Below are 13,237 nucleotides of genomic sequence, written 5' to 3'. Positions count from 1 at the left end.
TGATGGAGCGAAGCTCCTCAGCTCGCTCGTGCCAATACTTGGGATCGTTGATGAAAGGATGGGTCAAAGTAATCACGCTAAGCGCCTATACCCTTCAGCTGCTTCCCACGGTTCACAGACTCTACGATATCGTTCACGATCCGCAAAATATCATGATCGAAGAGTACTTGTCAGGAGTGAACGGCCGGAGGCTTTGGCTCGGCCAAAGACGTTCACCGGCCTCGCGCACCCCGATGCGCGAGGCCCCCTACGGCCCGTGCCCGACTGCGAATGCTGACTGTGAACGATGCCAGGGGAATGACGAGACGATCCAGGAGCTCGTCCGTGATGCCCTGACGGAAGGCGGTTACCAGCCGGCAATGTGACATCCGCCCATGAGGCGGTGACCCTGCTTCAAAGTGGGCAGGCGGACTACCGGGCGCTTGTGATCGATATTTACCGGAGCGGCAGCATGAACAGTTGGGAAGCGGCTCGGAAGGCGAGGAGGATCGCCTCGGATTTGCCGGTCGTGTACATGACCGCAGGCGCTGGTAATGAATGGCCTTCGGAAGGTGTCCCGAGCAGCGTCCTTCTGCAGAAGCCATTTGCCTTGGCACAACTGGTGACTGCTGTCTCTCAGTTACTCATCACCGGGTCCACCTCACCGAGGACACCTTAGAGACACCGGCGGTGTTAATCCTCGTGCAGTCTGCGGGGGGTCTATTTGAGAATCGGCAAATGATGGCCGTGCATCTCACGTTATCCACGCGGGACTGAATAAGTTCGCCACGCCGTTTTACTGATCACTTTCATCCGTCGTCAGGAGGGAATTGATCGTTTCCCGTAGTTTAGGGATTGAGACTGGCTTCTCCAGCACTGGTCTTCTGCGGAACAAGGAGGGAAGATGCTGCTGCCCATAGCCCGTGATGAACAGAAAAGGGCGCCCTCGCCTTTCGATGGCCTCAGCAATGGGATCGCCCCCCGTGCTCAAAAAGCGCTTTCAGCCGTTTATCGTGTGGACTACGAAAGCTCATCGGCTGATGATGAGATATACCGTTCAGGCAGGTATACGCGAACAGGACTGGGTTTCACTTTCACAATCCTTATAAAATGGTTCTCCGCTGATTGGGGCAGGAGAAGCCGAATGATTTTTGAACTTGGTTGCGGGAGCTGAATTTGAACCAGCGACCTCAAGGTTATGAGCCTTGCGAGCGCAGGCGATCAATGAGTTTCACGCCCCCTACTAGGCCGCGAGGAGCTGCACCTGGTCGGCTTCTGTGAGCGCTTCGCCAACAGCCTCACTCAGGAAACGAGCCAAGGCAGCCTTCCTCGAATCGCGATCCAACGCATACGCGGTCTGCTTGAAATTTGATGCCATCTAAGAGCCCTTGAATGTAGCCTGAGATCGTATCTGCAGCCATGATGAGCGCCGTGTCGAGCGTGTGGATGTATTTGCTGGTGACTGACCCCTTCGCGTGTCCGACCAGCGCTGCGATCGTAACCTCAGTGAAGCCGAGATCGTTCGCGATACTAGCGAAGCTGTGACGCAGCACGTGTGGGGTGATATCCGGGAGCGGCGACTTTCTAAATAGTTGCTCCCAATGGTTTGGGAAACTGCCAAAGGCATTGTCGTCCCCGTACCCGGGAAAGACGTAGGACCCGACTTTCTCTCGGCTCCGGGCATCCATAAACTCGACCACGGCGAGTCCGATCGGCCGAATTGAAGCGCCCTCTTTGCTGTCCTCTAGATGCAGACAGCTCGCCTCGGTATCCACCTCAGACCACTTGAGGCCGATGATCTCGCTGCGACGGCAGCCGGTAAGAGCAGACCACGTCCCATTATCTCGTACTCCGACCCCAGAAGGTCGGAAATCACCCGGAAAATTCCGTATACGGACGTGGCCTACACCAAGGCTCAGCCACTGAGCGTGGACGATTCAAAAAAGCCCGCCGTAGCGGGGCTTTTAGGAAATACTGGCGGGGGCGCGTTTTTTACCAACTCTGCGAACCGTACCAGTCGTCGATGTCCTTACTGACTATCGACAACGATCGGTCGATTGCTTTCTTCATCGATCATGCTGTGCTTCGCGCGGCCGCGTGAAGAATACCGTCAATGCCTGTGGCGCAGACGATGACGCTCGCTATTTCCATCGCCGCCGGTAGCGACGATCGCGGCTACTTCGCGGTGCCGGTCGTGGCTCATTTCTACCCGCCTTCAGCTCGTTAGTGGGAGCGCGCCCGCCAATATGGCTCAAGGACTGTGCGCTTCAAGAAGGCCCCCGTTATCCCGCCTCCGGGATCCAGAACCGCACGGGATGGTCCCGCGTTGACGGTTAGGAGACCAAAATCCGTAGTTAATGCTCGTTCTGGCTGACGGTGCTACGGCCCGCTTATAAGAGCAGCTATCGATAACGGCCGCGTAAGAGACAAAGCAATTGGCGCGACCCGCAGCCGACCCACCTCGCAACCGATCATAACGCCTCGGAGACCCCGCACCCGGCCGCCCCAGTTGAAAACGCTCGCGGCCTAAAGCGCTGAACCAGCTGCTCATCCTGCATTGCATCGACAGGCGGAGCATATTGCTATATCTTGGTTAGCGGCGGCCCCGCTGACATGAACGGCGAACCGGCATGACAGAGAAAAAACCACCAGCAACACTGGGGGACGTGTTGTACGCGAAGTCCGAAGCTTCGGTGCCGGAGCAGGACTGGGTGACGCTCGTTCAATCGATTGCTGGCGGCGATCAATTCGCACTTCATGAGCTCTATGCGATGGCCCATCGCGTCGTTTTCACTTTGGCGATGCGTATCACTGCCAATCGGGAGACCGCCGAAGAACTTACCGTCGACGTATTCCACGATGTATGGCGGCGCGCGTCGGATTACGATGCCGAGAAAGGCACGGTGCTCGGTTGGATCATGAACCAGGCGCGCTCGCGCGCTATCGACCGCCTGCGCTTCGATAGCCGGAAGAAGCGTAGCGGGGATCCGCAGCCGCTGGCCGAGGTGGCTGCGGATCCGTGCGATGTCCTTGAGCTGCGCGAACAGGAGAAGTCCCTTCGCGCGGCATTGGCGATGCTCACGCCGGACGAGCGTTTGGCGATCGAAACGACTTTCTTCGCCGGCCTTACCCATGCAGAAGCCGCGGCACGGCTGAACCAGCCGCTCGGCACCATCAAGACGCGAATTCGCTCGGGACTCCACAAGCTGCGGCGCGCGTTGAACGCGGGAGGGGGCGAGCTATGAGTGCATCCGATCGCAAGCAATGCCCACAGAGCGAGATGACGTGTGCCTACGCACTGCAGGTCCTGCCTGCGAGCGAGATTGCCACGGCCGAAGCCCACATCGCCTCGTGCCCGGACTGCCAGCGGGAACTCGAGGCACTGCGTCCGGTGGTCGACCGTTTGGTCTCCTGGCCCACCGATGTGCTGCGTCCCTCCGCATCGCTGCAGGCGCGCCTGGCGCTTCGTATCGCCAAGGAGACCGGCAGGCAGCCCGTGTCACCGCCGCCGCGGCAGCGGTTCGAGCCGGATTGGGAGCAGGTCGCGCCAGGGATCGAATGCAAGCTGCTCGCCACAGATATCGAGAGACACCGGGTCAGCATGCTGGTGCGTCTCGCGCCTGGTGCGAGCTACCCGGCGCACACCCATGCTGGCGTGGAGGAGTTACATCTTCTCCACGGCGAGCTGTGGATCGACGAGCGCAAGCTCTCGCCGGGCGACTACAACTACGGCGCCCCGGGAGCGAGCGATCAACGCGTCTGGAGCGAGACGGGCTGCACCTGCGTTCTCGTCACCAGCACCAAGGATATGCTTCGCTGAGTTCTCTCGGGCGCGTGATGCGCTGATACGGCGATCGATTACTCGCGCTGGGCGCCGCCGAACCGCCCGCGCGAAACCCCCTCGCGTCTGCCTCCGGTCAGACGGAACTCTCCTATTTTTCTCGATCCGCCGGCATTCGGGCCAATCCAGAAGTTTGCGTCTGACGTATTGCGCATATGAGCCCGAGCCCGATCCGGTGCCGACAGAGCGAGAGGACGTGTGCCTACGCACTGCAGGCCCTGCCTGCGAGCGAGATTGCCACGGCCGAAGCCCACGTCGCCTCGTGCCCGGACTGCCAGCGGGAACTCGAGGCACTGCGTCCGGTGGTCGACCGTTTGGTCTCCTGGCCCACCGATGTGCTGCGTCCCTCCGCATCGCTGCAGGCGCGCCTGGCGCTTCGTATTGCCGAGGAGACCGGCAGGCCGCCCGTGCCGCCGTCGCCGCGGCAGCGGTCCGAGCCGCAATGGCAGCAGGTCGCACCAGGGATCGATTGCAAGCTGCTTGCGACAGACATTGAGAGACACCGGGTCAGCATGCTGGTGCGTCTCGCGCCTGGTGCGAGCTACCCAGCACATACCCATGCCGGCGCGGAAGAGTTGCATCTTCTCGACGGCGAACTGTGGATCGACGAACGCAAGCTCTCGCCGGGCGACTACAACTACGGTGCCCCAGGAGCGAGCGATCAACGCGTCTGGAGCGAAACCGGCTGCACCTGCGTTCTCGTCACCAGCACCAAGGACGTCCTGTGCTGAACATGCCGAACACCGCTGCTCGTCAGACTAACCTGGCCGGGCAAGCCTCTGCCTCCTCTCAAGAGAAGCAGACGCCTCCCGGCAATTGTAACGCTTGCATAAGCTGACACGGAGGAAGAGATGTCCACGCTTGATACGGCACGTTCGTTTAATTTTGTGAGCTCGCTACCCGATGAGCTCGACGATGGCGTTTTATTGGATAGTCTTCCTATTGGCGTATACGCTTGCGACGCTGCCGGCTTTATCCTTCGCTACAATCGTGCGGCCGCCGCTTTGTGGGGGCGCAAACCGCGGCTGGGCGAGCACGCCGAACGGTTCTGCGGTTCGTACCGCCTGCTAGACCTGGGCGGCACGCATATCCCGTCCGCGGAATGTCCCATGGCCATCGCCCTTGCGACCGGTCGAGGCTTCCGGGATGAACGTATCCAGATCGAACGTCCCGATGGCAGCCGCATTATGGCGCTGGTGAATGTCGAGGTACTGCGGAATGTCCGCGGCCGAGTGACGGGCGCGGTAAGCGTCTTCCGTGACTGCGGATTCCCAGGTCGGGACCGTGGACAAGCAGCCGATCATGTGGCGGATCTCGAGGCGATCCTGAAGTCTCTTCCGGCGGCGATCTACACGACCGACCAGGAAGGCAGGATCACCTTCTACAACGAAACCGCCGCCGAGCTATGGGGGGTGCGGCCCGAGCTACACCGCAGTGAGTTTTGCGGCTCGTGGAAGCTCTACTGGCCCGATGGAACGCTGCTTCCGCATGATCAATGTCCCATGGCGGTCGCCCTGAAGGAGCGAAGAGCAATCAATGGCCAAGAGGCAGCGGCGGAGCGACCCGATGGAACACGCATCCCGTTCCTCGCCTACCCGACGCCCCTGTTTGACGAAGTCGGCGAGCTGGTTGGCGCTGTAAACATGCTCGTGAACATTGGTGGGCGCAAATCGGCTGAGCTCGCCAGCCAGCGATTGGCTGCAATCGTTGAATCTTCCGACGATGCGATCATCTCCAAGGACACAAACGGCATCATCACCAGCTGGAATGGCGGCGCCCAACGCCTCTTCGGGTATTGTGAGCATGAAGTCATTGGCAAGCCCGTGACGATCCTCATCCCGTGCGATCGGCAGGACGAAGAGCCGGCAATTCTCAGTCGCATTCGGCGCGGCGAACGCATTGAGCACTACGAGACGATCCGCCGGAGGAAGGACGGCAGTCTCGTTGACATCTCGCTGTCAGTCTCACCCATACTGGATTCGAGCGGGAAGGTCGTTGGCGCTTCGAAGATTGCACGGGATATTTCGGACCGGCGGCGCGCCGAGGAGCAGAAGAATCTGTTGCTCGGGGAGATGAATCACCGCGTGAAAAACCTCTTCGCGTTGGCCGGAGGCCTAGTCAATCTGAGCGCTCGCGACGCCACGTCCGTTCCGGATCTGGTCTCTGACCTCCGGGGCAAGTTCTTGGCGCTTAGTCGAGCCCATTCGTTGACGCTATCAGGGGCAGAGACCGACGCTCCCCAGATTGCGACCCTTCATACGCTCATGGCCGAGGTGACAGAGCCTTATGATCATGAGGGGACGTCCGAACGCCGGATTGCCGTATCTGGCCCGGACATTCAACTCGGGCGTAGCGCCGTTACGAACCTTGCTTTGCTCCTTCATGAGTTCGCGACAAACGCGCTCAAATATGGAGCTCTGGTAGATCCATGCGGCCAAGTGCGGATCGAATGCTTTGAACGGGAGCATGACTTTTGCATTACCTGGCGTGAAGCTGGAGTGGTTTCGCCTGCGGGAGAATCGGCGCGTGAAGGTTTCGGCAGTTGCCTCGCACGGGCAGCAACCACCGCCCTTAACGGCAGTTTTTCTCGGGACTTCACGAGCAATGGACTGGAGATTCGGCTGACCGTGCCACGGGCCAAATTGCGCGAGTGATCGCCGAGCAGGACTGAAATGTCGCCGTTCACGAGCGAGATCAGTAATGGTTACGAGAAGTCAATCCTTCATTCGGAAGGACTCGTATCCCTTAGTTAGGAGCGCTATGCGGTAGATTATACAGCATATCCGGGCTTGCCGTTTCCGACCGTCGGCGTCGAAGTGGCGATACTCCCGATGTATCCACGATCGGTTGGCGGAAGCCACATCTCCTGAGCGTTTCCGCGCGGCACTTGGGCCGGCGACGGTTAGTCGTGGCCGCCTTTCGATTCCGAGACCCGACTGGCGCCCTATTCCAAATGCAGGCTTTCGATCAGAAACGTCTTAGTGCTGGAAAGGAATCGGCCCGCTTGAACGACGAGTCAGGAACCTTTCTGTAGCAGCACGCTTGATAGATGAGCGACTCTCACAACAGCGTAAATCGCCGCGCACAAGGGAACATTCCATGACGAAAGAAAAGACACTGGAGGACCTCTTCCACGACACGCTCAAGGACCTACTACGCGGAAAGAAAGATCCTGAAAGCCCTTCCGAAGATGGCCCGCGCCGCTTCATCGCCTGAGCTGAAGGTGGCATTCGAAAAGCACAAGGACGAGACAGAAGGCCAGATCGACCGCCTGCAGCAGGTGTTCGAACTGATGGGCAAGCGGGCCCAAGGCAAGACCTGCGACGCAATCGAAGGAATCATCGCCGAGGGCGAGGAGATCATCGAAAGCTTCAAGGGTACGCCCGCGATCGACGCCGGACTGATTTCTTCCGCGCAGGCGGTCGAGCACTACGAGATCACGCGCTACGGCACGCTCAAGCGATGGGCGGAGGTTCTGCGCTTGAAAGACGCCGTCAAGCTGCTCGACGAGACGCTGGAGCAAGAATCCAACACGGACGAGGCGCTGACGGAGTTGGCGGACGCATCCGCCAACGAATTGGCGAAAGCTGCCTGAACTCGAAGCCACCCGGCAACGCCGGTGGCTTTCTCTTCAGCAAATATCATTCGAAAGGAGATCATCATGGGTCGTGGCATTCTGCTCTGGCTGTTGGGTGTTCCCATTCCGATCATCATCCTGCTCGCGCTGTTCATGCGGTAAGACGAAGCCATGGCAACAACCCAATCTGCAACAGACACTATGGCTTCAACCGAATCGTCGCCGTCGGCTGTCAGCTGGGGACCGATTGTTGCTGGCGCGTTTGCTGCGTCAACGCTCACGCTGATTCTGATGCTCCTGGGCTCCGGCCTTGGCCTGACGATGGTGTCCCCGTGGTCGAACGAGGGCGCGAGTGTCACGACCTTCGCCGTCTCCACCGCAATTTGGCTGATTGTCGTTCAATGGTTATCCTCGGGCGCGGGTCGCTATCTGTCCGGGCGCCTGCGCACCAAATGGGTCGGCATCCACGCGGATGAGACCTTCTTTCGGGATACCGCGCATGGCTTCTTGGTGTGGGCGCTCGCAACGCTGTTGGTGGCAGCGGTACTTGGCTCCGCCCTATCCGCTATGGTCGGCAGAGGCGTCCAGGCAGCACTCGACCGTCGCATCCGGTGCGGCCATGGGCGCTTCCGCCGGCACGACTGCGACCGGCAATACCGGGTCGGAAGGAGCGTCGAATGCGATGTCCTATTTCGTCGACGCGCTGCTCCGACCAACCGATCCCGCCCGTCTGTCGGCGCCGGGTGCTGAAGGCGACGCCGCTGCGGCCGCGCAGGCCTCTCGCATCTTGATCGCAAGCGCCGCGGCGAGTGAAGTGTCTGCCGACGACAAGGCTTATCTTGGGCGGCTTGTTGCGGCGCGCACAGGATTACCGCAGCCCGAAGCGACAGCCCGCGTCGATGCCGTGCTGGCGCAAGTGCAAGCCGCCAAGGTCAAGGCGCGGCAAGCGGCCGACGAGGCACGAAAGGCTAGCGCAACCTTCGCGCTGCTCGGAGCTCTATCCCTGATCATTGGAGCGTTCATCGCCAGTGTGGCCGCCGCGCTGGGTGGCAGACAGCGTGACGATGACGAAGCGACCTATCTCACGGCGCGTCGTTAAGAGCGGTCAAGCGGGCCGGCCCGCGAGGGCAGGCCAGGCTTATCGGCCGATCATCTTGCCTAGTTTGGCAGCGACGAAAGCCGACTCATACGGCGGGAATGGCGGAGGCACGGCCGCGGGCTGAGCCTGCCGAGGAGGATTTTGCGGCGAGATCGGGGCTGCGCCCGAGAGCTTGTCGCGCGCAGCCCACTCACCTCTGTGGCCGGGTATGCAGACAGCTTGGAACTAGTGAGCGTCACCACTTCTGCGAGCCGTACCATTCCTCGATATCGTGGCGAACTTGATCCTTCGCGACTCCATAACGCTCTTGGATCTTGCCCTCAAGTTGGTCCTGGCGACCCGCGATCTGATCGAGATCGTCGTCCGTGAGCTGACCCCACTTTTCTTTTACCTTACCCTTGACCTGCTTCCAATTTCCCTCAACTCGGTTCCAGTCCATCGCTCGCTCCTATGGTTCGGTTCGAAGGTTTATTGCCGATTGACAACGCGAGAGAGGCGCTTGCGTTCGATCGCTCGCTCCGCTTTTCGGCCAGGATGAACGTTGTGAGCGATTTGAATAGCTCGACAGAGCGCCCCGTAGACATGCAGCCTGACCGTCGAATAGCCTGGCAGCGGGTGGATGCGCTCGATCGGCCGTTTGCTGACGCCAGCTTCGATCCGGCCGCATCTACCACGGCAGTTCGCTCCGCGGATGCAGGGCCACTTCAATGAAATAGCGATCGAGATCGTCGTGCCTCAAAGAATCGCTTACCGGTACTTGTCAATGCAGCCGAGAGGCGCGGCGGGCGCGGCGGCCTGCGCTTCACCCGGATCACTGTTTTTAACGCCGTCGACCGGCGGCGCTATGAACCGGGAGTTGCTCGACGCCCGGCGCAAGGCCACCGCCGCGAGCGGCGCTCTTCGCGAACTGAACGCACCCGGAAGACCGAGTCGCGGAAGAAGTCGCGCAGGGCATGAAAACGAAGGAAGCGCTCTGGCAAGGTCGAAGATTGAAGTCGTGAGACAGCTTACCGGCGGTGTGGCACACGATTTCAAGAATCTGCTGACCGTCATCATGGGTGGCGTCGACACCATCGGCCGACAGCTCGCTCGTCCGCCAGAAGAGATGGACCTCGCGCGTATGCGCCGGGCGCGCGATATGGCGCATCATGGACCCAGCGCACCGCCGCGCTCACGTCGCGCCTCCTTGCGTTCTCGCGCCAGCGAACTCTGGTTCTGCCGATCTCCTGCAGCGAACACTAGAAGAAACGATAGCCTTCGAAACGGTCCGCCCGCGCGCTCTCCAATAGCGCCATAACGGCCGGGCGGCTTTGCGGTGGTCACCGGCAATTCGCCGGTAGGGCCGGGTTGCTGACACCAACCTGATTCGAGGAACCACCGATGCCGACGAGATGATGAACCTTCGCGCGCTCGTGGAGAAGGCCCTAGACGCCGACCTGCTACGATAGATGATCGGCTTTGCCGCCCAGTGACTGATGGAGCTGGAGGTCGCCGGGCTGACCGGAGCGTCCTACGGCGAGAAGAGCCAGGAGCGTCTGACGCAGCGCAACGGCTACCGTGACCGGACCTTCGGAGACCCACGCCGGCGCGGTCGAACTGCGGCGTCCAGGCTTCGCAAGGGTTCCTACTTCGCGGGTTTCCTGGAGCCGCCGCGGATGGCCGAGAAGGCGCTGACCGCCGTGATCGTCTCGACCCGCTCGGTCGACGATCCGGTGCAGGCGATGGAATGAGCCGGATCTGTAAGAGCCAAGTGGGCCGGCTCTGCGTTGCGATCGACGACAAGGTGAAGGCTTTCCTCGCCCGCCCGATCGAAGGCGACTGGCCGTATTTGTATTCTCAGCAACATTGCGCGAGAAGCTCCACTGGCCTCGCTCTTGGCAGGATGCCGCCTCGATCGCAGGGAAGCGTCACTGGTCGTTGCCACTATCGCACCAAGCGTAAGCTGTCGGATTTCTGAAGGCATACCCCGCCAGTTGGCTGCCCGGCGCGGAACTTGTCGATTCGATCGCTATCTTGCGGAACGCGCGTGGTCGAGTCGCATGTGAGGTCGACGATTTGTCGCCGACTCGCGGGACGAACAGCACAAGGGAACTTGCCGAGCCCGTCCACGTTTCGTGTGAGGCGGAGCAAAATGCTTAACTTGCCTACAGCCCCAACGTCTCGATCAGGTCGGGTTCGCGGATTGCCGGCCACGACTCGCGATCTGGATATTGTGAAAATTGCGGCCGCCTTGGTCACGGCCGCGATCCTCCTTGCTGGCCTGCATTACGGCCGAGATATACTCATTCCGCTCGCGATCGCCTTCCTGATCACTTTCGCGCTGAACCCGCCGGTTATCTGGTTTGTCCGGCGAGGCCTGCCCAGACTGCTCGCGACAAGCCTCGTCATGGTGACCGTTGTGTGCGCGCTGGTGGGACTAGGCGTCATTCTCGGCGCCCAGGTCCGTTCGATCGCGGTCGAATTGCCGGCCTATCAATCGACAATACTGACGAAGCTGTCGGATCTGCGTCAGAATCTCAAAGCACCGGGCTTGTTCGACGGCGTTTTGAAAACGTTTGAACGCGTCCAGAAGGAGGTCGAGGCAAAAGAAGATAGACCTGCGGATGGTCCCCTCCCACAGCGCGTCGAGATCGTTCCCACACCGCAAACGCCGTTCGAGCAGGTATTTTCCTGGCTTGTGCGTTCAGCGGAACCTCTGGCCACCGTCGGCATCATCTTGATCTTCGTCTTTCTAGCGCTGCTTGATATCGGTGATCTTCGCGACCGGTTTCTACGGCTTTTGGGAGGCAGCTTCCATCGCTCGACCGATACGATTCAGGAAGCTGGAGCACGTATCAGCCGATACCTTCTGATGCAGTTGCTCGTAAACGTCAGTTACGCAATACCGCTAGCTGCCGGCCTCTGGATCATCGGCGTACCCGGTGCCTTGCTATGGGGCGCCGTGGGCGCGGTCATGCGGTTCGTCCCCTATATCGGCCCACTGATTGCTGCGATCTTTCCAATCGCGCTCGCCTTTGCCGTCGATAGCGGCTGGAGCATGTTGCTTTGGACAGTTGCGCTGATTGTCGTCCTCGAATTGACAAGCAACAATATTGTCGAGCCGCTGCTCTATGGTTCCAGCACCGGCCTGTCGGCAATCGCGCTGATCGCCGCGGCAATATTGTGGACAGCGCTTTGGGGTCCCGTGGGGCTCATCCTCTCCACCCCTCTCACGGTTTGTCTGCTAGTCCTCGGGCGTAACCTGCCACAACTGCGCTTCCTCGAAACCATGCTAGGCTCGACGCCCGCACTGGATGTTCCGGCCCGCATCTATCAGCGGCTGATTGCAAATGATGCCGACGAAGCTGTCGAGATCGCGAGCACCGAGATCGAGAGGTCTTCGGTCGTATCATTCTACGATGCAATCGGCATCGAGGTCCTTGGTCTCGCAAGCGAGGAGTATCTCCAGAATGCCAGCGCCGAGCATCGCTTGCGCCTGGCAAGCGGAATGGATACGCTCCTCGACGATCTGAGAGATGAATACCCCTCTTCCCTCAGTCCGGAGGGAAAGCCAACGGTGCTGTGCATCGGAGGGAAATGGGAGATCGATGCCCTCGCCGGCGAGATGCTCGCCCATGCGCTCGCTTTCGAAGGGATCGCCGCAGCTTCCCAACCCGCTGCAAGCTTCAATGCCGATTATCTGGCCAAGCTCGACCTGAAGGGCGCGGACATTGTCTGCCTCAGTTACTTTACGCCGAATCCAGCCATCTCCGCTCGCCACGCCTGCCGGCGTCTGCGAAGACGATGGCCGAATTTGCGAATCGTCCTTGCGCTATGGAAGGCTCCGCCGGAGCTGTTGACCGACGAATCCCTTGCGGCGCTCAAAGCCGATGCTGTCGTGAGTTCGGTCAAGGAGGCGGTTCGTCGCATCCACCGCATCATCGACCCCGATGAAGCCAAGGCAGCTCAGCAAGCCCCTGTGCCGGACAACGACGCAGAGCGTGTCGACGCACTCAAGGCGACCGGGGTCCTGGAAGGTGATAAGCGTGAAGCGCTGGATGCACTCGCCAAACGTGCGGCCGACGTATTCAACACCAGCGTTGCCGTGATCACCACGATCGATAAGGACCACGAATACTTCGTCGGACAAAGCGGGAAATTGCCAGATGCCATCACCGACGATACAGGCACGCTGCTACCGATGGAGCGCGAACACGCGATTTGCAACTACGTAGTAGCCAACGACGAGACGCTGGTGGTTTCGGATATCGAGCGCGACCCGCGCTTTGCCGACAACAAAGCGATCGAGCAATGGAACGTACGCTTTTACGCCGGCGCTCCGCTACGTGCAGGCGACGGTCTGATAATTGGAGCGTTATGCGTTCTCGACTCCAAACCCCGCACGATGGAGGAAAACGAGGTTCAGTTGCTTGAGACAATGGCCGCCGATGTCGTAGCCACCATTACAACGAGTGATGCGGAGGACGAAGCGTCGGTGAAATCTGCGCCTGCTGCCTCATCGGCAACAGTCGGGTAGCCGGTGCCCCGTAGCCTACGCCAATCCAAAGGTGACATTTCCCGACGAGGCTACCCTGTCAAAACAGTGCGATGAACGTACCACCATTCCAGCGCAAGTGACTCCCAACAAACATTCGGTCGGTATCGGTTGAGTTCAGGAAAGGTTCTCGAGTTGCCAATCCGTTCTCACGGCGGCCGGTTGTGCGTATTGATCCTCCATGTCCTAGTTTAACGTCAGCGGTAT

The 13,237-nt window shown here is 60.1% G+C and carries 7 protein-coding genes and 4 pseudogenes; 8 read left to right on the top strand and 3 right to left on the bottom strand.

The annotated features are described in order from the left end of the window. Window positions 1-1,222 precede the first annotated feature (1,222 nt). Window positions 1,223-1,805 (bottom strand): annotated as a pseudogene (locus LRP30_RS06205) (site-specific integrase); the annotation flags it as partial. Window positions 1,806-2,609: 804 nt separating this feature from the next. On the opposite strand from LRP30_RS06205, the gene LRP30_RS06200 reads away from it, so the two are divergent. From LRP30_RS06200 to LRP30_RS06175, 6 genes and pseudogenes are all read left to right on the top strand, one after another. Further along, window positions 2,610-3,224: a sigma-70 family RNA polymerase sigma factor gene (locus LRP30_RS06200; protein ID WP_249759690.1), complete on the top strand. Its 615-nt coding sequence runs from the start codon at window positions 2,610-2,612 to the stop codon at window positions 3,222-3,224. After that, window positions 3,221-3,799 carry a cupin domain-containing protein gene (locus LRP30_RS06195; protein ID WP_249759689.1) on the top strand — a complete coding sequence of 193 codons (579 nt, stop codon included), beginning with the start codon at window positions 3,221-3,223 and terminating at the stop codon, window positions 3,797-3,799. The genes LRP30_RS06200 and LRP30_RS06195 overlap by 4 nt, the downstream gene beginning before the upstream one ends. A 323-nt stretch (window positions 3,800-4,122) precedes the next feature. Beyond that, window positions 4,123-4,551 (top strand): cupin domain-containing protein, encoded by a 429-nt coding sequence (locus LRP30_RS06190; RefSeq protein WP_249759688.1) that lies wholly within the window; start codon window positions 4,123-4,125, stop codon window positions 4,549-4,551. Between the two features lie 120 nt (window positions 4,552-4,671). Continuing rightward, a complete protein-coding gene (locus LRP30_RS06185; protein ID WP_249759687.1) occupies window positions 4,672-6,474 on the top strand; it encodes a PAS domain S-box protein in 1,803 nt (600 codons plus the stop codon). 445 nt (window positions 6,475-6,919) lie between these two features. Further along, a pseudogene (locus tag LRP30_RS06180) lies at window positions 6,920-7,415 on the top strand (ferritin-like domain-containing protein). 153 nt (window positions 7,416-7,568) lie between these two features. After that, window positions 7,569-8,496, top strand: a pseudogene (locus tag LRP30_RS06175) (hypothetical protein). 235 nt (window positions 8,497-8,731) lie between these two features. Here LRP30_RS06175 and LRP30_RS06170 read toward each other — a convergent pair. Together LRP30_RS06170 and LRP30_RS06165 are read right to left on the bottom strand one after the other, a co-directional pair. Beyond that, the gene (locus LRP30_RS06170) at window positions 8,732-8,935 is read right to left on the bottom strand and encodes a CsbD family protein (protein ID WP_249759686.1); all 204 of its coding nucleotides are present in this window, start codon (window positions 8,933-8,935) and stop codon (window positions 8,732-8,734) included. 381 nt (window positions 8,936-9,316) lie between these two features. Continuing rightward, entirely contained in the window at window positions 9,317-9,646 is a 330-nt protein-coding gene (locus LRP30_RS06165) for a hypothetical protein (RefSeq protein WP_249759685.1), read from the bottom strand. A 241-nt stretch (window positions 9,647-9,887) separates the two neighbouring features. On the opposite strand from LRP30_RS06165, the pseudogene LRP30_RS06160 reads away from it, so the two are divergent. Together LRP30_RS06160 and LRP30_RS06155 are read left to right on the top strand one after the other, a co-directional pair. Then, window positions 9,888-10,330: pseudogene (locus LRP30_RS06160) on the top strand (transposase); the annotation flags it as partial. A gap of 348 nt (window positions 10,331-10,678) precedes the next feature. Continuing rightward, complete coding sequence (locus LRP30_RS06155) at window positions 10,679-13,012, top strand: AI-2E family transporter (RefSeq protein ID WP_249759684.1); 2,334 nt, start codon at window positions 10,679-10,681, stop codon at window positions 13,010-13,012. The last annotated feature ends 225 nt before the right edge of the window (window positions 13,013-13,237 follow it).

The sequence above is a fragment of the Bradyrhizobium sp. C-145 genome (genome assembly GCF_023375135.1).
Classification (GTDB): Bacteria; Pseudomonadota; Alphaproteobacteria; order Rhizobiales; family Xanthobacteraceae; genus Bradyrhizobium; species Bradyrhizobium zhanjiangense.
The sequence above is the reverse complement of the archived record's forward strand: the minus strand, read 5'-3'. Positions and strand labels throughout refer to the sequence as shown.

What these genes read in the sequence shown, in the direction of transcription:
- LRP30_RS06165 (WP_249759685.1), bottom strand. Translation starts at nt 9,646, where the DNA reads ATGATGCGCCATATCGCGCGCCCGGCGCATACGCGCGAGGTCCATCTC.
- LRP30_RS06195 (WP_249759689.1), top strand. Translation starts at nt 3,221, where the DNA reads ATGAGTGCATCCGATCGCAAGCAATGCCCACAGAGCGAGATGACGTGT.
- LRP30_RS06170 (WP_249759686.1), bottom strand. Translation starts at nt 8,935, where the DNA reads ATGGACTGGAACCGAGTTGAGGGAAATTGGAAGCAGGTCAAGGGTAAG.
- LRP30_RS06185 (WP_249759687.1), top strand. Translation starts at nt 4,672, where the DNA reads ATGTCCACGCTTGATACGGCACGTTCGTTTAATTTTGTGAGCTCGCTA.
- LRP30_RS06200 (WP_249759690.1), top strand. Translation starts at nt 2,610, where the DNA reads ATGACAGAGAAAAAACCACCAGCAACACTGGGGGACGTGTTGTACGCG.